The 19,746-nt window shown below is 37.6% G+C and carries 21 protein-coding genes; 6 read left to right on the forward strand and 15 right to left on the reverse strand.

Annotated features, from left to right (window positions below; all coding sequences use genetic code 11):
- The first annotated feature begins 21 nt into the window (after positions 1-21).
- Entirely contained in the window at positions 22-1,044 is a 1,023-nt protein-coding gene (locus tag ACE1CA_RS10760) for a long-chain acyl-[acyl-carrier-protein] reductase (protein WP_413280262.1), read from the forward strand.
- A gap of 126 nt (positions 1,045-1,170) precedes the next feature.
- On the forward strand, positions 1,171-2,652 hold the full coding sequence (locus tag ACE1CA_RS10765) for a toll/interleukin-1 receptor domain-containing protein (RefSeq protein WP_413280263.1): 1,482 nt from the start codon (positions 1,171-1,173) through the stop codon (positions 2,650-2,652).
- A gap of 242 nt (positions 2,653-2,894) precedes the next feature.
- On the opposite strand, the gene ACE1CA_RS10770 is transcribed toward ACE1CA_RS10765, so the two are convergent.
- From ACE1CA_RS10770 to dacB, 3 genes are all read right to left on the reverse strand, one after another.
- The gene (locus ACE1CA_RS10770) at positions 2,895-3,884 is read right to left on the reverse strand and encodes a hypothetical protein (protein WP_413280264.1); all 990 of its coding nucleotides are present in this window, start codon (positions 3,882-3,884) and stop codon (positions 2,895-2,897) included.
- A 380-nt stretch (positions 3,885-4,264) separates the two neighbouring features.
- Positions 4,265-5,560 carry a hypothetical protein gene (locus ACE1CA_RS10775; RefSeq protein ID WP_413280265.1) on the reverse strand — a complete coding sequence of 432 codons (1,296 nt, stop codon included), beginning with the start codon at positions 5,558-5,560 and terminating at the stop codon, positions 4,265-4,267.
- A 340-nt stretch (positions 5,561-5,900) separates the two neighbouring features.
- Entirely contained in the window at positions 5,901-7,409 is a 1,509-nt protein-coding gene (gene dacB, locus ACE1CA_RS10780; protein ID WP_413280266.1) for a D-alanyl-D-alanine carboxypeptidase/D-alanyl-D-alanine endopeptidase, read from the reverse strand.
- Positions 7,410-7,446: 37 nt separating this feature from the next.
- On the opposite strand from dacB, the gene ACE1CA_RS10785 reads away from it, so the two are divergent.
- Positions 7,447-9,015 (forward strand): hypothetical protein, encoded by a 1,569-nt coding sequence (locus ACE1CA_RS10785; protein ID WP_413280267.1) that lies wholly within the window; start codon positions 7,447-7,449, stop codon positions 9,013-9,015.
- A 73-nt stretch (positions 9,016-9,088) separates the two neighbouring features.
- On the opposite strand, the gene ACE1CA_RS10790 is transcribed toward ACE1CA_RS10785, so the two are convergent.
- The 3 genes from ACE1CA_RS10790 to ACE1CA_RS10800 all read right to left on the reverse strand — a co-directional run bounded on the left by ACE1CA_RS10790 (position 9,089) and on the right by ACE1CA_RS10800 (position 11,175).
- On the reverse strand, positions 9,089-10,336 hold the full coding sequence (locus ACE1CA_RS10790; protein ID WP_413280268.1) for an L-lactate MFS transporter: 1,248 nt from the start codon (positions 10,334-10,336) through the stop codon (positions 9,089-9,091).
- 68 nt (positions 10,337-10,404) lie between these two features.
- Entirely contained in the window at positions 10,405-10,506 is a 102-nt protein-coding gene (locus ACE1CA_RS10795; RefSeq protein ID WP_413280269.1) for a DUF4058 family protein, read from the reverse strand.
- Between the two features lie 63 nt (positions 10,507-10,569).
- Positions 10,570-11,175 carry a cytochrome b/b6 domain-containing protein gene (locus ACE1CA_RS10800; RefSeq protein WP_413280270.1) on the reverse strand — a complete coding sequence of 202 codons (606 nt, stop codon included), beginning with the start codon at positions 11,173-11,175 and terminating at the stop codon, positions 10,570-10,572.
- Between the two features lie 94 nt (positions 11,176-11,269).
- Between ACE1CA_RS10800 and ACE1CA_RS10805 the strand changes: the two genes are divergently transcribed.
- Positions 11,270-12,382, forward strand: a complete 1,113-nt coding sequence (locus ACE1CA_RS10805; protein ID WP_486517950.1) for an IS630 family transposase — start codon at positions 11,270-11,272, stop codon at positions 12,380-12,382.
- Between the two features lie 15 nt (positions 12,383-12,397).
- Here the strand turns inward: ACE1CA_RS10805 and ACE1CA_RS10810 are convergent, their stop codons facing one another.
- From ACE1CA_RS10810 to ACE1CA_RS10830, 5 genes are all read right to left on the reverse strand, one after another.
- Complete coding sequence (locus ACE1CA_RS10810) at positions 12,398-13,039, reverse strand: Uma2 family endonuclease (protein ID WP_413280271.1); 642 nt, start codon at positions 13,037-13,039, stop codon at positions 12,398-12,400.
- Positions 13,040-13,154: 115 nt separating this feature from the next.
- Positions 13,155-13,658, reverse strand: coding sequence for a DUF29 domain-containing protein (locus ACE1CA_RS10815; RefSeq protein ID WP_413280272.1), 504 nt, complete (start codon positions 13,656-13,658; stop codon positions 13,155-13,157).
- A gap of 74 nt (positions 13,659-13,732) precedes the next feature.
- Positions 13,733-14,236, reverse strand: a complete 504-nt coding sequence (locus tag ACE1CA_RS10820; RefSeq protein ID WP_413280273.1) for a DUF29 domain-containing protein — start codon at positions 14,234-14,236, stop codon at positions 13,733-13,735.
- A 60-nt stretch (positions 14,237-14,296) separates the two neighbouring features.
- Positions 14,297-14,845: a Uma2 family endonuclease gene (locus ACE1CA_RS10825; protein ID WP_413280274.1), complete on the reverse strand. Its 549-nt coding sequence runs from the start codon at positions 14,843-14,845 to the stop codon at positions 14,297-14,299.
- Positions 14,846-14,874: 29 nt separating this feature from the next.
- Positions 14,875-16,251, reverse strand: coding sequence for a helix-turn-helix domain-containing protein (locus tag ACE1CA_RS10830; protein WP_413280275.1), 1,377 nt, complete (start codon positions 16,249-16,251; stop codon positions 14,875-14,877).
- A 271-nt stretch (positions 16,252-16,522) separates the two neighbouring features.
- On the opposite strand from ACE1CA_RS10830, the gene ACE1CA_RS10835 reads away from it, so the two are divergent.
- Positions 16,523-16,924: a hypothetical protein gene (locus ACE1CA_RS10835; RefSeq protein ID WP_413280276.1), complete on the forward strand. Its 402-nt coding sequence runs from the start codon at positions 16,523-16,525 to the stop codon at positions 16,922-16,924.
- A 77-nt stretch (positions 16,925-17,001) separates the two neighbouring features.
- Here the strand turns inward: ACE1CA_RS10835 and ACE1CA_RS10840 are convergent, their stop codons facing one another.
- The 4 genes from ACE1CA_RS10840 to ACE1CA_RS10855 all read right to left on the reverse strand — a co-directional run bounded on the left by ACE1CA_RS10840 (position 17,002) and on the right by ACE1CA_RS10855 (position 18,039).
- The gene (locus tag ACE1CA_RS10840; protein WP_486517750.1) at positions 17,002-17,340 is read right to left on the reverse strand and encodes a DUF5615 family PIN-like protein; all 339 of its coding nucleotides are present in this window, start codon (positions 17,338-17,340) and stop codon (positions 17,002-17,004) included.
- A gap of 30 nt (positions 17,341-17,370) precedes the next feature.
- On the reverse strand, positions 17,371-17,601 hold the full coding sequence (locus tag ACE1CA_RS10845; RefSeq protein ID WP_413280278.1) for a DUF433 domain-containing protein: 231 nt from the start codon (positions 17,599-17,601) through the stop codon (positions 17,371-17,373).
- Between the two features lie 103 nt (positions 17,602-17,704).
- Positions 17,705-17,914, reverse strand: a complete 210-nt coding sequence (locus ACE1CA_RS10850) for a DUF6887 family protein (RefSeq protein WP_413280279.1) — start codon at positions 17,912-17,914, stop codon at positions 17,705-17,707.
- An 11-nt stretch (positions 17,915-17,925) separates the two neighbouring features.
- A complete protein-coding gene (locus ACE1CA_RS10855) occupies positions 17,926-18,039 on the reverse strand; it encodes a DUF6888 family protein (RefSeq protein WP_486517751.1) in 114 nt (37 codons plus the stop codon).
- A gap of 573 nt (positions 18,040-18,612) precedes the next feature.
- Here ACE1CA_RS10855 and ACE1CA_RS10860 point away from each other — a divergent pair.
- On the forward strand, positions 18,613-19,545 hold the full coding sequence (locus ACE1CA_RS10860) for an NAD-dependent epimerase/dehydratase family protein (protein ID WP_413280280.1): 933 nt from the start codon (positions 18,613-18,615) through the stop codon (positions 19,543-19,545).
- Positions 19,546-19,746: the final 201 nt, after the last annotated feature.

Here is a 19,746-nt window from a genome sequence, read left to right on the forward strand (position 1 = left end):
TATCAGTACTTAAAACAATTCATGTTTGGTCTCATCGGTCACCTTACCAGTTTAGAACACGCCCAATTAGTAGCAAGAGATTTGGGCTACCCGGAATATGCCGATCAAGGCTTAGATTTCTGGTGTTCTGCACCACCTCAGATTGTCGATAAAATTACAGTCACCAGCATTACAGGTCAAAAGATTCAAGGTCAATATGTGGAATCTTGCTTTTTACCAGAAATGTTGGCAAATAGAAGAATTAAAGCAGCAACCCGCAAAATTGTGAATGCAATGGCTCATGCTCAAAAACATGGGATTAATATTACTGCTTTAGGTGGTTTCTCTTCGATTATTTTTGAAAATTTCAATCTTAGTCAAATCACTCAAGTTCGCAATATCAAATTAGAATTCGATCGCTTTACTACAGGCAATACTCACACAGCTTACATTATTTGTCGGCAAATAGAGCAAGCCTCGCAAAAATTGGGTATTGAACTCTCAAAGGCGACAATAGCAATTTGTGGTGCAACTGGTGATATTGGTAGTGCAATTTGCCGTTGGCTAAATGCGCGAACTGATGTAGCAGAATTGTTGTTAATTGCTCGCGATCGCGATCGGTTAAACTCTCTACAAGCAGAACTCGGTCGCGGCAAAATCCTGGGATTAGAAGAAGCTCTACCTTTAGCTGATATTGTAGTTTGGGTTGCCAGTATGCCCAAAGGCGTGGAAATCGATCCGACAGTCTTAAAACAACCCTGCTTGCTAATCGATGGCGGCTATCCCAAAAACTTAGGCACAAAAATTCAACATCCCGGTGTCTACGTCCTCAATGGCGGTATCGTGGAACATTCCCTCGATATTGATTGGAAAATCATGAGCATCGTCAACATGGACGTACCAGCACGCCAATTATTTGCCTGTTTCGCTGAATCAATGCTACTCGAATTTGAAAAATGGTACACCAACTTTTCTTGGGGAAGAAATCAAATTACAGTGGCAAAAATGGAACAAATTGGCGAAGTTTCAGTGAAGCACGGATTTCGACCGTTGCTGTCATTTTGATGATAACTTAGCTTTCTTCCCATCTGTAGGTTAAGGTTAATAAATGTTTAGCCTAACCTACTATTTTTAAACTTAAAGTTAAATTAACAAAATAAGCTGAAGAACTATGCAAAAGGAGCAAATACTATGAGAGCTAATATCTTCATCTCTTATACATCTCCAGACCAAGCTTTACTTGATGAATTTCTCAGGCAGTTAACATCGTTTCAGTGGGAGTCTATTACTACTTACTGTTATCATGAAGGAAACATTCAAAAAGAGGACTTTAAATCGCAGATTCGTTCCGCCGATGTGGTTGTAATATTAGTTACTTCTGCTTACCTTGATTCTGTTTCTCAGAGAAGATGGGAACTAGAACAAATAGCAGCACAAAACAAGGTTATTGCGATTAACTTCAGTCCAGATGAATTAGCTACTTCTCAATTCCCAGAATTTTGTTCTCAAGTGCTTGATTATTCCTCTATGACATCTTGGGAAGAGCAGATAGAAAGTTTAAAGAACTCAGCAGAAGTCATTTATGATGAAATAATTTCTCCAACAGACTCAGAATTAGACTTCTCTGTAGTGAGTGGTGCAACTAGGGGAGTAGTTCTACCACCTTCTCAACCTAAGTCGGATGTAGCAACAAGAGGCTGGACGCGGGGTGTAGATATCGATACAGCTAGAGGCTTTTCTCCTGTTGAGAGACAAGAAAACACAGGTTACGATACTGCTCAGTTGAAAGAGCAACTCGAACAAACTTACCGAGTTCAAGAATCTTCTAAACAAGTTGCAGTTACTAACAAAGACTTAGTAGATTGTAGTGTTTTTAGTCCTCCTGTTGTAGCTTGTGGAAATATGTTCCTAGTTCAAGTATTTGTCCATCTCCCGGAGGAAGTGGAAATTGTCCAACAACAGGCGGAACAATCTGATTCAGAGAGTAAAAAGCTAGGAGTGAGAAGTTTAGGAATTCCCATTGAAAGGGGAACGGAACTTACTTTTTCTCTCTCCATTCCCAAACTAGAAGTTGATGAACCTATTCAACAGTTAATTTGGAATGGAAAAGCTAATTCAGTGCAATTTGGAGTAACGGTTCCTGCCGATTTGACTCAGAAGACTGTTATTGGTACTGTTACAGTTAGCCAAAACAGTGTTCCCCTTGGTCATTTAAAATTTAAGCTGTCGATCGCTACTTCTAATTCTGCTAATTCCAGCCAACTTCAACCTGTCGGAGAAGTAGCACGAATTTATAAAAAAGCATTCGTTTCTTATTCTTCTAAAGACCGTCAAGAAGTCCTAAAACGAGTACAAGGACTTGCTGTGACGGGAATTGAAATTTTTCAGGATGTGCTAAATTTAGAACCTGGCGATCGTTGGGAAAAAGAACTCTATCGTCATATTAATGAATGTGACCTATTTCTCTTGTTTTGGTCTACAGCTGCAAAAGAGTCAAAGTGGGTACTCAAAGAAGTGTTATATGCTCTAGAACGACAAGGAAAAGATGGACTAAATCCCCCAGAAATTATTCCTGTGATTATCGAAAGTCCGCCTCTAGTTCCGCCTCCAGATGAATTGCAACACCTCCACTTTAATGATAAAATTCTCTATTTAATTGGGATGTCTAAATAACCTGTTTGTCCTCGAATTTGAAAAGTGGTACACCAACTTTTCTTGGGGGAAAGACCAAATTACAGTGGCAAAAATGGAGCAAATTGGCTAAGTTTTAGTGAAGCACGGATTTCGATCGTTGCTGTCATTTTGATGATAACTTAGCTTTCTTCCCATCTGTAGGTTAAGGTTAATAAATGTTTAGCCTAACCTACTATTTTTCAACTTCAAAGAAACGACTCTCACCCGGTAAATTGCAAATTCTATTGAATTTCATTCACAGATATTACTCCCTCAACCTTAGCAATTAAATCAGGGGTTTTATCTCTAAAGAATATATTCAAACTATCGCCAGATTGAACAAAATCATAATTACTTGCTCCCCCAGCTAAGACAATTTCATCTTTGCCGATTTCATAATTTCTAATCCAGGCATAATCAGCATCTCCATTTCCTTGATAAAATGGCGCTGGCTTAAAACCCATTCCCACTTTACTCGTCCCTCCTAAAACAAAAGTGTCTTGTCCATTACCACCAAAAAGAACATCAACTTCGTTAACTCCATTGCCAAAATACAAAGGTTCACCTCCATATTGTACTCGCCCAATATATACGTCTACTCCACAAATAGTGTCTAGTGGTCCAAAAGCAACAACAGTATCGTTGCCTGTTGTGCCATTAAAAGTAACACCTTCTCTGTTCTCAAATTGTCCGTATTTAATGTAATGTTCTAAAGTCGAACCAAATAAACCAGCTTTTACCGCTGCTTCTACATCTGGATTGGCTTTTTCTAAATTGAATGGAAATGCAGAAGTTGGCCTAGTTACCCCACTATAAAGAAATTCGTTAAAACTGGTTCCAGAGCGATTTTCCGATTGTCCAAATTGTAAGTAATGAGTTAAACCAGAACTAAGATTGCCCGATGTTACTGCTGCTGCCACATCGGGATTTTTCCGCAAATAAAATTGTTCATCAAACAACAAACTAGCTCGCCGACCTTCAGTTTCACCAGCTAAGATAAAGTGTTGTAATCCAGAACGAAATGTCCCAGAAGTAACGGCTCTGGTTACATCAGGATTTTTCTGTAAATAGTACTGTTCGTTGTAGAAAGGTGAGACAGAAACCCGCCCTTCTGCCAAACCAAATTTTTGGAAATGTTCAAGACCAGAGGCGAAAAATCCGGCTTTGACAGCTGTTTGAACATCAGGATTATGGGCGAGGTAAAAAGATTCGTTAAATACTGAGAAGCTCATATTTTTTTATTAAATAGAATACTTCAATAATACCTTTGGTTTAATAGATATTCCTGAAAGTTTTCGGTAAAGAATTGTCAAGATATTTGGTCGATCGTCAAAGAATAGTACTGTCAATATTAGTTGAAAAATCAGGTAACTTTTCATTGATAAACTTACCCACTAGAATGGAAAAAATTGGCTAAGTTTACTGGTAACAAAGATGGCGATCGCTGCTGTCATTTTGCACCTAAATTAGTCTTTTTCCCATCTCTAGATTGGGTTAATAAATATTTAAGCTCAACTTACTATAGCGATTCCTACTCAAGTGAGGTACAGTAAAACCCTTGATTAATCAGCAATTTAGCTCTTAAAGCCGTACCTCATCAGATCGAGAAACGCTATATATATCCCCCCGCAAATCGTAACTTACTCTCAATTTGACTTACAGAAGTTACTCCCTCAACTTGAGCAATTAAATCAGGAGTAGTTAATGGTTGATTCTCATAACCAAAACGACTGAGAATTATATTCAAACTATCGCCAGACTGAACAAAATCATAATTACTTGCTGCCCCAGCTAACACAATTTCATCTTTGCCAATTTCGTAATCTTTAATTCTGGCATAATCAGCATCTCCATTTCCTCGATAAAATGGGTAACCATAATAACCAACTCTGCTAATAAATGTTTGCCCCAAAACAAAAGTATCTTGTCCATTACCACCAACAAGGACATCAACTTCGTTAATCCCAGAGCCAAAATATAAGGCTTGACCTCCAGTGAGAGAACCAGCATATGCTTCTTGAAAAATATTTGCATCTACTCCATAAATTGCATCTACTTGACCGAAACCAGTAACAGTATCGTTGCCTTTCGTGCCATTAAAAATAGCTCTTCGACCTTCAAATTGTCCATATTGAATGTAATGTTCTAAAGCCGAACCAAAATACCCGGCTTTTACCGATGCTTCTACATCTGGATTGACTTTTTGAAGAGTAGATAGCCCAATATAACCAAATTCGTTAAAATTGGTTCCCGAAAGATATATTAACTTTCCTACTTGTAAGTAATGGTCTAAAGCAGAACTAAATCTACCATTTGCTACCTGCGCTGCTACATCGGGATTTTTCCGCAAATAAAATTGTTCATCAAATAGTAAACTAGCTTGCCGACCTTCGGTTTCACCAGCTAAGATAAAGTGTTGTAAACCAGAACGCAAAATTCCCGAAGCAACTGCCGTTTCTACATCTGGATTTTTTTGCAAATAGTACTGTTCGTCATAGAAAGGTGAGATGAAAACTCGATTTTCTGCTTCACCTGCGGCAAAAAAGTGTTGTAATCCAGAACGGAAGTTTCCAGAGGTAACTGCTGTCGCTACATCTGAATTTTTTTGTAAGTAGAACCGTTCGTCATAGAAAGGTGAAACCGAAACCTTTCCTTCTGCTTCACCAGCTAAAATAAACTGTTCTAAACCAGAATGATATGTCTTGAGGGCAACTTCTGTGGCAACATCTGAATTTTTGCGTAAATAGTACTGTTCGTTGTAGAACGGTGAGACGGAAACCCGCCCTTCTGCTAAACCAAGTTTTTGGAAATGTTCAAGACCAGAGGCGAAAAATCCGGCTTTGACAGCTGTTTGAACATCAGGATTATGGGCGAGGTAAAAAGATTCGTTAAATACTGAGAAGCTCATATTTTTTATTAAAAAGAATACTTCAATAATACCTTTGGTTTAATAGATATTCCTGAAAGTTTTCGGTAAAGAATTGTCAAGATATTTGGTCGATCGCCAAATAACAATACCATCAATATTAGTTAAAAAATCAGGTAACTTTTCATTGATAAACTTACCCACTAGAATGGAAAAAATTGGCTGTTGTAGCTTGTGGAAATATGTTCCTAGTTCAAGTATTTGTCTAAATAATCCGAACTCTCCCTTACTCAGGGTGATAAGTAAACTTAATTAGCAAAATGCTTAGTCCATAAGAAATCCCAGTCCCTAGCTCCCAGTTCCCAATCGCCAAAAGTAGCTTTTATTTACACCGACTTAACCCAGTTAATAGCAACACGATTTCATCAATTGATTGCCGAATAACTTGAGCAGATTGATTTGATTTATTGACCATAATACTAAAAACTAATCTTTCATAATTCGGTGCATCAACATATCCAGATAATGTAACTACTCCTGTTAAAGTACCTGTTTTTGCATAAACAATTCCCAATGCTGGAGTATTTTTAAATCGATTTTGTAAAGTGCCACTCACTCCAGCTACTGGTAAAGAAGTGCGGAAAGTTTCTGCTTGGGGTGACTGGGAAATTGCTTGTAAAGTTTGCACTAAAGATGTAGGACTGACTAAGTTACGCCGAGATAACCCAGAACCATCTACTAAGATAAAACTTTCGCGATCGACTCCTAAATTTGCTAAGGTGGTTTTAATTATATTTAATCCCAAAGTAACAGTGTCTTGATTTAGGATTGTTGAATTTCTTACTCCTAAAGTTCTTAACAAAACCTCAGCATAAAGATTATTACTGGGTTGATTGGTGTCAGCGATTAATTGTAATAATGGGGGAGATTCTACAAAAGCTAATTCTGGTTCATTGGTTTTTTCTGCATTGTTTATTATTTGAGATTCAGCTACAGAAATTCCCTCTTGATTTAAGGCTAATTTAAAATGCTGTAAAATTTGCTCGCCCGGATCTCTGACAGGTATAGATAATTCTTCGGGTGGGGAGTCGATCGCCATTTGTCCGCGAATTTGTAAGCTTGATTTTCCTAAAATACCGTTAACTTCAAAATCACTCTTTGTTCCACTCGCCACTGTTAATGTTTGATTTTCAATTTGCCATTGCCCAACTGCAAAAGGATCATTCCAAGTAATTTTTACAGGTTGACCTATTTCTTGGGGTGAAAGCTGTAATTTCACTACATTTTGATTCAAAATTAAACTATTGACAGGTGCGCCATAATCTGCATAAAGATCTTCCCATTCCCAAGTCGGGTTTAGAGATAATGCTTGAAAATAACCATCTTGGACAATTAACTGCTGAATTTGGCGAATTCCTTGACGGCGTAACTGTTGCGCCAAGTCGCGTAATTGTGCATCTGTTAAACTGGGATCGCCACGTCCGACTAAGCGCACAATGCCATCTTTGCCATAAACGGAAGTGCGGATGCGAAAGTCAGATCCCAATTGCAGTAAAGCAGCAGCAGTGGTGAACAGCTTGGCGTTGGAAGCGGGAGTAAAATATTGCTGCGCGTTCCGGCTGTAAAGGGTGCGCGGAGGTGATAGAGTTTGAATCAAGATGCCCCAATGAAGGCGTTGGTATTCGGGTCGATCGACGATCGCATCGATCGCTTCTGGCAATTGAGCAGGGCAAATATTGGTTGCAGATTGCTGCTTACCTGATAGTATAGATTGTGGAGAAATAACTAATTGGGCTTCAGCACAGACGGCTTTTAAACCCAAGGGAAAACCTGAAAATAATATTAAGCAACCAACTGTTCTAGCAACTGCTGTTAGCTTTTGAAATTTCATAGTACACAAAAAAGGTTAGCTTTTTATAGCTTAAATTATGAAAACGAAAAATCAAAATTTTAGCCAACGTCCAATTACTAAAAAATTTCGGTTGCCGGGAAACAGTTTTATAACTTTTTTTACCGGAATAAGTGTTATTATTGGCATTTTAGGATTAACTGCTATAGGCTTTTTAGATGTTTTTGAGCGAGAATCACCTATTCCCCCAAAAGCCCTCAAACCTTTACTAAATTCCGCTAATTCTCCGGTAAATATTCCTAATGTAAATTCTCCTAACTTAGCTTTAGAAAATAATTCTACTGTTCAACAAAATACTTATTTGCAATCAATTTTAGGGGATAAAGCACAAATACAATTAGTTTCTACACAGCGAGTTTTCGGTAAACCTGATGAGGTGAAGGTGCAAATGCGAATTTATCGGAATGCCACCGAAGTCACCGCTGCGGATAGAATTAATATGGCGGCGACATTTGCCACAAACTCGATTTCTGGAGAAACTTATCAACCAGTCGATCCGGTAAAGCAATCTTCACGAATAATTAATTTATCAAGTATTCCGGTTGGTAAGTCTGTCGATGCTTTTGTTGTGTTAAGAGTGCCGAGAAGTGCGATCGTACTCGATATTATTACTGATAATGTTACCAAATTTAAAAACGCCTTAGTTGGTATTGCTGAACCAGTAGCTAATAATTTAAATAATAATTCCTCACTCCCTCCTATTAACGGAATTTCTGGACTACCAAAAACCCCCATTCCCGGAAATACTTCTTATCCGTTACCTTCGGCTATGCAAAATGCCAACTTACCCGATGTTCCTGTAGCGAGAAATCCTAGCGATCGAGATATTAACAATGCTTTAGTACTTGCCATTGGGCAAAATTCGCGATCGGCTGCAAATACTACTTCTAGAACACCCACAAATCAAAATACAACTAATAATTCAGTTCCTCTTCCTGCTGCGGGAAATTTAATTAATCAAGAAGCCAATAACTCCACCACAAAGCCTAATCTTCCCCCGCCTCCAACTGTAATCAATTCCTCAGCAAAAAGCTCAGAAACTACTCCCTCAGCTAATGTTTCACTAGCAGATAAAGCTGTACCAACTCTTCAAGAGCATAGTTTAGTTTTAGATAATAATAATAATAATAATGAATTTAAACCAGGGGAATTTGCTCAATTAGCTTACGGTAGTAAAGCCAGAGTAGAATTAATTGCTGTGCAACGAATTCCCGATCCCCAATCAGGTGAGCCTAATATAGTAAGCGTGCAGATGCGAATTAGCCGCTTGGATGAAAAAGTTGTGGATACTAATATAATTAAAGTGGGTGATACAACGGCGAGTAATTCGGTTTCTCAACAAACTTATAAAGCAGCGAATTCTTTGGAAAATGTTCCTCTACCTGTCGCTTTGAAAGATATTCCCCAAAATAGTTCAATAGATACTTATGTGTGGTTAAAAATTCCCAAAGGGGTCTATTCAATAGATATTTCTGTCCCGGAAACTGGTGCATTTAAAAATGTGCCAATTGCTAATTACCCAGAGATAAGGGGACAAGGAAATAATGCGATCAGAAGACGATCGCTACCTGACATTTCTTCTCCCTAACTATCAGGATTAATTTAAGAAATCTAGTTTATCTGTCAATCCTAATCAAATTTTACCAGTCCCCAGTCCCTGTTTAAGAAAGATCTACTTCTGATGAAACTGTCCAAGAACGCTTCAGTAAGAACCAAGCACAAATTATGCCAACAATTGCTAGAACAGCTGTGACGTAAAAAGCTAATGTGTAGCTGCCGAAAATGTCTCTAATTCTGCCTGCTACGATCGTACCGAAAAACGCACCCACACCATAAGCCGTGAAAACAATACCGTAATTTTTGGCGTAATTTAATGGGTTAAACAGCGTTAAAGTTGCTGTGGGCGCAATAGCTAACCAACCGCCTAAAGATAGCCAAAATAAACAAAAAGCTGCCAAATAACTGGCGACATTTCCTCTTCCAGCACTGCTCATTAAAATCGAAGCAATGAGGATGAGGACGTAGTTAATAACCGCAGCATTTCTTGGTTTATATTTATCTGCTATCCAACCAAATAAAGGACGACCTAAACCATTAAATAAGGCAAAAAGTGAAACTGTGGCGGCGGCAGTTCCGGCATCCAGCTTAATAATTTCTTGGGCAACTGGGCTGGAAATACCGATCGCTGACAGTCCCACAAATGTCCCTATTGTATAGCAAATCCACAATCCATAAAATGATGAAGTTTGCATCATTTGTACATCATCATTTGTGGCTATTCTAACTGATTGGGAAGGTTCCCATCCTGCGGGTTTCCATCCAGTTGGCGGAAAAGTTAGAGTAGCAGAAATCAACAGAATAATGATGGTAAACGCACCACCTAAAATCAAAAAAGTTTGTGGTACTTGATAGCTTTCAATTAAACTTTTAGCAATTGGTGCTGTGATTAAAGGTGATAAACCAAAGCCAACTACTGTTAAGCCAACTGCTAATCCTTTTTTATCAGGAAACCATCTAGCAGTAACAGCTAAAGGTACTCCGTATGCTATTCCTACCCCTGCACCTGCAATAACTCCATAAGTGAAAACTAGGCTAGAAATATTGTTAGCAAAACTTGAGAATATATAACCTAGTCCGGTGATAACACCACCAACTGCTGTAACTGTGCGACAACCATATTTATCGATCAAAAAGCCAGTAATTGGCATCAAAACTGCAAAAACTACCAATAATACTGTGAATGGTAATAAACTTTCCGTAGCTCCAATACTAAATGCTTTTTCTAGAGGCTTGCGGAAAATGCTCCATGAGTAAACTGTTCCAAGACACAGTAATACTATTAATCCTAATGGAATGTACAACCATCTGCCTTGTTCTGGTGCCATTCCAAAAACTTTTGTTCTTTCCATTTGTTTAATTTTTTAATTGCAATTTTTAGGTACAAGAGTCAAGTAAAATTATTATACTAGAGTTCGGTTTAAATAAAGCGATCGCTAACTAAACTTGCCAAAACTTGCTGGCGTTTACATTCATAAGCTTCTTTTCCTTCTTTTGAGCGTTTGTTTTTCGGAGAAAGCATTTCCTTTTCTCCAACCAATTAGCTCTATTTTAGCTAATCTAATCACAACTCAAAAAAATCTATTTACAAATGAGGATTCCGCAGCCAAATTTTCACCTTCTCCGACCATAATTTCGGACTATCATCTGGGTGAATTTTAGCATCAAACATGGAAAGTAAAAGTGGAATTCCCCCAACTTTTACACTCATTAATAAATGCAGTGCTAAGGCAACTACAACGCCACACCAAGCAATTAAATGTGCATAATACCAAGGATGATTTAGTTGCCCTTCAGGTAGCCAATTTTCGTCTTGAAATTTACCAGATAGTAAGGCAAATAAAGCAGAGATTAACATTAAACTATTGGCGAAACGTTGCAGAGTATACCACCAAATAGGTTTACCAAATTCTTTTAGTTTACTAAAGGAATTAGCTTGAATTAAACGCCGATAACCAACTCGAATACTGTAAATTGTAAAAAGTATCATAATTGGCAGAAAGAAAAAGCCAAAAGTGCCGTGAATATCAATAAATTCGCGGTTTTTTAAAGTAAGTGCAAGGCGACCGAAGCGACCGTCCCAACTATCATATACTAAAAATCCAGTGATAGCGGCACTAATTACAAGTAAAGCGGTAATGCCGTGCAGTATTCTGAGAATTAAGGGTTGATAAGGTTTTGTAGATGGCATGGTTGTAGCAGGATTAAACTATTTTAGATGATAAGCTGTTAATCATTTAAATAGGGTAAAATGGAAAAGTCAACCGAGCAAAATGAGTCAGGAAATGCCAGCAAAGAATCATCTGAGCTTAGAACAAGTAGAGAAGCTACAAAAAGCCCTAAAAGAAGAAGAAAATGGAAACATTAGAGAAAGAATTCTGATGTTACTGTTGCTAAATGATGGAAAAACTCAAGCTAAAATAGCGGAATTTCTGGGCTGTTCAATAAATAAAGTATCTTATTGGTGCGTACATGGAGATCCAGATAATCTAGAAAGCCTAGTCGATGAAAGGATGAAGGGTAATCATCAAAAAGCTACAGATAAATATAGAGAAATATTATTAGAGACAGTAGATAAAGAACCCAAAGAATTAGGATACGAATTTGGCAGATGGACGGCACAAAGGTTAGCAACATATTTAGCAGAAACGACAGGAATAAAATTAAGTGGGTCGCAAGTTAGGAGAATATTAGAGCAAAAAAAGTTCGTTTACCTCTGGGCGAAGTACAGCTTAGAGGGAAAGCGAGAGCCGGAAAAAAGAAAAGAATTTAAAAAGAAGATAACCGAATATTTAAAAATAGAAAAAGAGAATCCAGAACGTTTACAAGTATGGTTTTGGGACGAAAGCGGTTTTAGTTTAAGCGTGATAAAAAGAAAGAATTGGTGTAAAAAAGGTAGCCGAAAAGAGGTGAGAGGAGATCGAAGAAAGGGTCGGATTAATGTAATGGGAGGGCTGAGGTATTCCGACAAGAAAAGGTTTGTGGAATTTCTGGATAAAAGCAATTCAGAAAGTTTTTATCAAGTGCTAAAACTGTTTTATCAAGAATTGATTGGTGAATGGGTAGCTGCTGGCAATGAAGCCGATGAATTTGCTGAAAAAGGAGCCAAAATAGTGATAATTCTCGACAATGCTAGTTTTCATAAAAAGGCAGAATATCTCCAGAAAGTTGCCGCTGAAATGCCCAATATTCATTTAGAGTTTCTCCCGAAATATAGCCCGGATTATAACTTAATTGAATTAGTTTGGCATTCAACAAAAGAATTTATTGCTAATCGACTATTTAAATCAATCGAAGAATTAGAATATTTATTACATCAACTTTTAAATGAAGGACAGTTAATTATTAAATGGGAGCGAAAACTTAAAAATAAAGGTAATGCTCTTATCCCTGTTTAAATGCTTAACAGCTTATCAAATTAGTTGTTGGATTCGCGATCGCAGTTCTCTCAACGCTGGACTCCTACCCTGAGTAATGCTTAGATTAACAAATTCAGTGATTAGTTCGATAATTGGTAAACTAGGAAAAGTCGGACTAATAGGAGAAATCATATATTTTCCTGATTGCAAAACATTAATTTGTAATTGATTATTTTCATATCTCCACAACTCTGGAACTTGCAAAGTTTCATAAGCTTCTAATTGAGTTTTAGAAGTCACATCAATTTCGATCGCTAAATCTGGCGGAGGATCGACTGATAAATCAACCCGCCTTTTTCCTCGCATCAATTGATGATTTTGAATGTAAAAACATTGGTCTGGTTCAACACCAGCTTTTTTAGTTTCGCGTTTAAATGTAGTTGAACCAAAGCATTCGCAATCCATTTGTAATTCCTCTAATATTAGTTTTACCATATCGCCAATTAATTCTTTGTCTACCTCATGTTCTGGCGAAGGCATTTGAATCTCCAACGTTCCTTGACTATAAGCTAATCTCGCAGCGCGATCTTCTCCTAATTCTATTAAAATAGCTTCAAATTCTGACCAAGTAATATTGTGCAGTAATAGGCGCTGTCCGGGTGGAATATCAAGTTGTTTCAGTTGCAGTGTCACCATAAAATTCGTGATTAAAGGATATTTAAATCTATAATTTGATTGTTGCCAAGATCCAGTTCAGTTCGATTCATCAGAATTAATTCTGCTTCATGGCAATCAGTTGATTGATTATTTCTCAATTTTCCACAACCCAATTTTCACCTGATGTAATTGGTTCTCCTGGGAAAAAAGTAGAATCCAAAACTTGCTCAATACTGTAATAACATTCAGCAGGAAAATCTTTGTCTGTAAGGGATGTTTCGCGTGCAGCTAAATCAATTCCATCTTCATAAGCTATTTGCAATGCTTCAGGAAAATAAGGTTTTAAACTGGGATTTTCATTTAACAATTGTCGTATTCTACGCCGTTGTTCTCGCAAGGTAAAAAACCAGCTTTTCGATCTTTTGTTAGGCTGAAATTCCCATTTCAACAAATGACCAAGTACCACTCCCAAGCGATTTCTTAATTCCTGACGGACTTGTTTTCCCAAAGATTCAATTTCCTCAACTAAATTGGCAATATCTAAATTTTCCCATACTCCTTGTTGCAGGAGTTTTGCTTGTTCCTGTGTCCAAGCGTAGAAGTCGGTTTCGTAGAGGTTGGAAGTTTGGGGGGAGGATGCGATCGCTTTTCTATCCATAATTTAATCTGAAGTAACAATAACTATTTGAAATTTCTGGGAATTTAGTTTAAGTCTTAGTTCTAGAACTTATTTTAATTTTCTACCACCCAGTTTTGACCCGATTCCAGGGGTTCTCCGGGAAAAAAAGTAGCATCCAAAACTTGCTCGATCGCATAAGGACACTCAGCAGGGAAATGTTCATCATTCAGAGATGTTTCCTTGGCAGCTAAATCAATTCCAGCTAGATAAGCTTTTTGTAATGCTTCAGGAAGATAAGGTTTTAAACTGGGATTTTCATTCAATAGATAACCAATTTCTCGACGCTGTTCTCTCAAGGTAAAAAACCAACTTCTCGACCTTTTGTTAGGCTGAAATTCCCATTTTAGCAAATGACCGAGTAGCACTCCCAAACGATTTCTTAATTCCTGCCTTACTTGTTTTCCCAAAGATTCTATTTCTTCAACTAAATTGACAATATCTAAACTTTCCCATACTCCTGCTTGCAGGAGTTTTGCTTGTTCCTGCGTCCAAGCATAGAAGTCTGTTTCGTAGAGGTTGGAAGTTTGGGGGGAAGATGCGATCGCTTTTCTATCCATAATTAAAACATGAGTAACAACAACTATTTTAGTTTTCTTTAGCTAAATATTTGCATCTTTTTAAGCCAACAATTCATCAACCGCCACACTAAAACCTGGTAACATAATTTCTGTACTAACTACATCACCTAAATTCAACAACTTTTGCTGTTTTTTAGTAACCACTAAAACCCATTGACTTTCAGGAAAAACCAGCCAAATTTCCTGACAACCAGAATCTAAATACTCTTTGACTTTAGCAAATACTTCTTCAGCTTTATCAGTAGGAGAAATAATCTCAGCAATTAGTGGAAAACTCTGTGGTAGTACAGTAAATTCCCCAAATTGCGCGACTAAATCAGCTGTCAAATAAGCAACATCAGGACAACGCCCCCGTCCTACTGTACGACAAGCTGTTTCAACGTAAACTTCTCCACCCAGATTACTAGATGTTATGTAATTTCTCCAATAAGTACTTAGTTTTGATTGAACTTTACCATGTTTTGATGTCATCCCATTTTTCTGCACTAATTGTCCATCCACCCATTCTGTATTATCAGGCGGATTGAGCATATAATCTTCAAGAGTAAAAACTTTTGATTCTGGGGAAATTTCGGCAGTAGTTAACATTCCTAATTCTCCAATTCAGCCTTTAATCATTATCCTTCATTAACTCCTACTTTAACATACTGTTTTACCACAGGTTGCAAGTTAAAAAGCGTTTCATTACTTTGATTTATTTTAGCAATTAATGAACGCCTTCCCAAAGATTGCATAGCATTAATCAAGTCTGAAGCAGGTAATTGTAAATGTGACAATATTTGAGAAATAGCAACAGCTTCGGTTTCTTCAGCAATACTAGAAATTATCTGTTTTTCTATTTCGGATAAGCGATCGCACTCCTGAAACAACAAATCTTTTAAATCTTCATTCAACAAAAGGTCATCATATTTAACAAATTCCCCAACTCTTCCAGCAAATAAATCTTGAATCATCGTAGCGATTATTTTTAACCATAAAGGATTACCTTGATATTTTTCAATTAACTCTTGCCATTTCTCTTCTTCAACTAATCTCTTTTCTCTAAGGATTTCTTTAGCCGATCGCAAATCTAAACCTGGCAATTCTAAACAACAAACCTGACGATTTTCAGCTTCTAATTTAGCAACTTCTCTCGGTTTATCCCAACTAAGCAGAACTAAGCAACTTTGATGATGTATTTCTCCCAGTTTTTTGAATAATTCGCCGTAATTTTCATAACTGTTTTCATAACAACCAGCTAATTGTCCCTTGCTGAAAATTGAATGCACATCATCTAAGATTATCAAGCAGCGATGTTTCCGCAAATACTCTATTAATTGTGATAAGTTAATGTTGAGTTTTAATCCGTTTTCTGGTTGATTAGAGAGGAATTGAATTAGATTTGTTTGCAGTTCTTCTAATAATGGTTTGCTGTGTAAGCTGCGCCAAATTACATATTCAAATTTATCTTTTATTTGTTCGACTAATTGTAAAGCAAGTGCAGTTTTACCAATTCCGCTCATTCCCAATATTGTGACTATGCGAGAGTGTTGTTGTGCGATCGCTTTTTCCAGCTGATTTAGTTCTTCACTCCGTCCAAAAAAAGGGGAAATATCAGGTGCATCTTCTAGAGAGATTTGGGTTTTGGGGTGGTGCGATCGATCTTGTGAAACTTCTGGAGGCTGCAAAGGTTTTGCACAAAGGTTGACGTTACCAATTCCTACAAAATCTTGAGCGAAATTCGATGAAACTATAGAGAATCGCTGTCTCTCAATTGTAGAACGTAAATTAGATTTACTAACATCTTCACCTAAAATATCTGAAATTCTTTTCCATAAATCAGATGCAACATCTTTAACATGACCTTCGCTGCAATGAAATTCTTCTGCTATTTTTGAGTATTTCTCATTTTGCAAAACACCTTTCAATATAGCTTGCTCTAAATCGTCTAAGTGTTTTCCTGTATTCTTAAAAACTATATCATCTGCCAATTTTAACACTTCCTTAATGTCCATAGCTCGAATAGATGCTTGGGGTTTCGCTTATTATAATCCCACTTTTTCCTACTTTCTCCGACTTTTACAACTCAAAAGAACTTAATTTTACATTTATTTTATAAATAACCCTACTTTTTCCGATTTTTCCCGACTGTACAAAATTGAACCAAAAAAAGAAAATCAAAATACAGATAGAGCCTTATCTGATTAGTTTTTGTATCTAAACTTGTTGAAGCCTAACCCATCAACACAGTCTCGGCACGTAAAGAATAAATCTAAGGTTAAAAACATGAAAAATACAACACCAATATTAGCAATAACAGCTTCTTTAAGCTTTATTGGCTATAGTTTAGGATTTGCTCAAATCACTAATGCTAATCCCAGAGAAGTCAATTCAGGGGAACAAAGCTTGAGAATTTTAGCACAAGGTAGTCCTTGGGGACAAGTTGTATCTCCACAAACATACACAAATCCTGACACTGGACAGGTTCTTTGTTTTTATTCATCATCACGTTGGGCACCTTGTCCAGATCAAGGCAATACAATTATCATACCTCCAAATGCCAAGTGTCGAGGTGGGGTTAGTATGCAAGACTTGATGAATCAATGTCCGGCAGCCATCTGTTTGATGGATCAATCACAAGCTCGACTAAGTGATACTCGTGCATTACCTTGTACTGGTCTACCATAGCAAGCAAATTATTTTTAATAATACGGGAAAGAGCGATCGCACTCTTACCAAAATATGTGCGATCGCTCTTGTTTCAATTAACTAAGCGGACGACGAATTCTTGTCTGTATTTCATCTGCAACTACTAAACAACCTTGCAGACTTTCTAATCTTTGTTCGCTCAAAATACGAGAAAGAAGATTGAGCACCGCCTGACTGCTACGACTACGCGGACGCAACAGTAAAATACCGGGATGCGTTCCAGGCGGAAAACGACGAACATCAGAAAAATCTAAATCTAGCGTCATAAAAAAACGCCCTTCAGTACAAACTTGCTGCCATACAATCTCATCAGCTGCACCCGACAGACCTTCATCAGTAACCCGATCGCAATCATAACCCAACTGTCGCAGAAACTCAGCGTGAGAGTTACTCATATTCTCATCTAATTTAACAAGCATTTTTATCTATCTAAGTGGCAACAATTCTTCTTCTCTCGCCAGTGCAGCAGCATAGGAAATAGCTACTCTGACGTTTTCCAAAGTAAGCGGTGGATATTCAGCTACAATCTCTTCCGGCGTTAGTCCTTCTGCTAAGTTATCAAGAATAACTGAAACCATGATCCGCGCTCCTTTGATGCAAGGTTTCCCATGACAAACCTTGGGATCGATGCTAATACTTTCTTGCCAATCGTTCATTTTAATTGCCATCAATTTTGTTACAACTATATCTTAAACTTTGGCTATTAGCGATCGCACACATTATCTAGAGCGATCGCTAATCACCAACCCATCAAAAACCTTAATTTTCCAATTTCTTAATCTGTTCCTCAATTAATTTCGGAACTTTTTCCCAATCTTCAGGAGTCTTAGGACATGGATGCCATACATGGTCTTTAGAATCAGCTTCATAACGATCAACAAGCTTGTAAAAAGCTTCATTGTCATCACGATGAGCGAGTACATAAGCACGTAACTCAGCCTTACTCATTTTGTCAAAATCTGGGTTCATGTTATAAATCTTCATGTACCATTGCGAATAATTTTGATTTGAAGTTCTTCCCCTGCAAAGATGAAAATTGACCCATCGCGCTCATCCAAACGTAATATTTCGATCGATCGGTAAAAATTAGTCAAAGCTTGACATAGCCTAATGCAGGTTAAACCTTGTTCTGTAGTTGGAAGAATATCCGCTCCTTTTTTTAATATTTTCCACCTTGATTACAACTATATATTAAACTTTGGTGGTTAGCGATATGCTTACAGCAGGCTACGCCAACGCACCCTACCCAAAATATGTGCGATCCATAGCGATTTTCAATTAATAGACCTAACATATCCAGTGCATTAATTACCAAGTACTGTTCTTCGGTAGGTTCCCTCTTTATTCATCATGTACATTGACTTTGGCAATTTTATAGTAAAAGCTAATTAAGTGCATGGAATTTGAGCTTTACTTTAAATTGTACTTCCCCCACCCCTCTTCATTCTAAGATCCAATCTCACTCTTCACTCTAGTAGGAAATTGGCACAATTATCATACAATTTCCTGGGGAGTATCCCAAAATTGCCAAAATCAAGAAAAGACTTATTGAACCAATATTTTGTGCTATAATGAAATGCTTTTTGAATGAAACAGCTATAAGTTTTAGTTCTTCTAAAGTAGAGGAAATTTCCAGCTAAATCTACTAACAATTAGGACAGGTAAAAATGCGAATCTTAATCATGGGCGGGACTCGGTTTATTGGAGTTTATTTAACGAAAATTTTGGTCGAACAAGGTCACGAAGTTATATTATTTAATCGAGGCAATAAACCCGCACCAGTAGAAGGTATAACAGAGATTCATGGCGATCGCACAAATGCCGACATCATCAAAGAAAAGTTAGCTGATGAAAGGTTTGATGCTATCTTTGACAATAACGGGCGCGAACTTAGCGACACTCAAGTTTTAGCTGATATTTTTCACGGCAAAGTTAAACATTTTGTCTATATGAGTTCGGCGGGAGTTTACCTCAAAACCGATCAACTACCTCACATTGAAGGTGATGCGATCGATCCCAAAAGTCGCCACAAAGGAAAGTTTGAAACGGAAGCTTATCTACAAGAAAAAGGATTACCTTTTACCTCCATTCGTCCTACTTATATTTACGGCCCCCAGAATTATAATGATGTGGAAGCATGGTTTTTCGATCGCATAGTGCGCGATCGACCCATCCCCATTCCCGGTAACGGATTACATATTACCCAACTCGGACATTGTTACGATTTAGCAAATGCAATGGCAGCAGTTTTAGGCAATGAAAAAGCGATCGGGCAAGTATATAATATCTCTGGCGAACGTTACGTTACCTTTGATGGATTAGCCCGCGCTTGTGCAATTGCTGCTGGAAAATCACCCGATGACTTAAAAATTGTTCATTACGACCCGAAAAATTTTGACTTTGGCAAACGTAAAGGTTTCCCATTACGAGTACAGCACTTTTTCGCCTCAATTAATAAAGCAATGACTGAACTGAATTGGAAACCAGAATATGATTTGATTTCTGGGTTAAAAGATTCATTTGAAAATGACTTTCTCGCCTCTGGAAGGGATAAATCTGAAGTTGATTTCTCTGTAGATGATGAAATACTGAAAGCTTAAAAATGTAGAGACGTTCTATACAACGTCTCTACATTTTTACAGTATATAAAAAGTTGACGACAGATGTTCGATCCCCCCTAACCCCCCTTACTAAGGGGGGGACAAGATTGAATTTAAGTCCCCCTTAGTAAGGGGGATTTAGGGGGATCTCGGATTGCAGGAACAAAAAGCAGTGAATGGTATTCTTTAAAGAAAGAGTTT

This window comes from Floridaenema evergladense BLCC-F167 (assembly GCF_041929205.2).
Classification (GTDB): domain Bacteria; phylum Cyanobacteriota; class Cyanobacteriia; order Cyanobacteriales; family Aerosakkonemataceae; genus Floridanema; species Floridanema evergladense.

Coding starts and splice junctions, on each gene's coding strand:
- ACE1CA_RS10760 (WP_413280262.1), top strand. CDS start 22: ATGTTTGGTCTCATCGGTCACCTTACCAGTTTAGAACACGCCCAATTA.
- ACE1CA_RS10765 (WP_413280263.1), top strand. CDS start 1,171: ATGAGAGCTAATATCTTCATCTCTTATACATCTCCAGACCAAGCTTTA.
- ACE1CA_RS10770 (WP_413280264.1), bottom strand. CDS start 3,884: ATGAGCTTCTCAGTATTTAACGAATCTTTTTACCTCGCCCATAATCCT.
- ACE1CA_RS10775 (WP_413280265.1), bottom strand. CDS start 5,560: ATGAGCTTCTCAGTATTTAACGAATCTTTTTACCTCGCCCATAATCCT.
- dacB (WP_413280266.1), bottom strand. CDS start 7,409: ATGAAATTTCAAAAGCTAACAGCAGTTGCTAGAACAGTTGGTTGCTTA.
- ACE1CA_RS10785 (WP_413280267.1), top strand. CDS start 7,447: ATGAAAACGAAAAATCAAAATTTTAGCCAACGTCCAATTACTAAAAAA.
- ACE1CA_RS10790 (WP_413280268.1), bottom strand. CDS start 10,336: ATGGAAAGAACAAAAGTTTTTGGAATGGCACCAGAACAAGGCAGATGG.
- ACE1CA_RS10795 (WP_413280269.1), bottom strand. CDS start 10,506: ATGCTTTCTCCGAAAAACAAACGCTCAAAAGAAGGAAAAGAAGCTTAT.
- ACE1CA_RS10800 (WP_413280270.1), bottom strand. CDS start 11,175: ATGCCATCTACAAAACCTTATCAACCCTTAATTCTCAGAATACTGCAC.
- ACE1CA_RS10805 (WP_486517950.1), top strand. CDS start 11,270: ATGCCAGCAAAGAATCATCTGAGCTTAGAACAAGTAGAGAAGCTACAA.
- ACE1CA_RS10810 (WP_413280271.1), bottom strand. CDS start 13,039: ATGGTGACACTGCAACTGAAACAACTTGATATTCCACCCGGACAGCGC.
- ACE1CA_RS10815 (WP_413280272.1), bottom strand. CDS start 13,658: ATGGATAGAAAAGCGATCGCATCCTCCCCCCAAACTTCCAACCTCTAC.
- ACE1CA_RS10820 (WP_413280273.1), bottom strand. CDS start 14,236: ATGGATAGAAAAGCGATCGCATCTTCCCCCCAAACTTCCAACCTCTAC.
- ACE1CA_RS10825 (WP_413280274.1), bottom strand. CDS start 14,845: ATGTTAACTACTGCCGAAATTTCCCCAGAATCAAAAGTTTTTACTCTT.
- ACE1CA_RS10830 (WP_413280275.1), bottom strand. CDS start 16,251: ATGGACATTAAGGAAGTGTTAAAATTGGCAGATGATATAGTTTTTAAG.
- ACE1CA_RS10835 (WP_413280276.1), top strand. CDS start 16,523: ATGAAAAATACAACACCAATATTAGCAATAACAGCTTCTTTAAGCTTT.
- ACE1CA_RS10840 (WP_486517750.1), bottom strand. CDS start 17,340: ATGAGTAACTCTCACGCTGAGTTTCTGCGACAGTTGGGTTATGATTGC.
- ACE1CA_RS10845 (WP_413280278.1), bottom strand. CDS start 17,601: ATGAACGATTGGCAAGAAAGTATTAGCATCGATCCCAAGGTTTGTCAT.
- ACE1CA_RS10850 (WP_413280279.1), bottom strand. CDS start 17,914: ATGAACCCAGATTTTGACAAAATGAGTAAGGCTGAGTTACGTGCTTAT.
- ACE1CA_RS10860 (WP_413280280.1), top strand. CDS start 18,613: ATGCGAATCTTAATCATGGGCGGGACTCGGTTTATTGGAGTTTATTTA.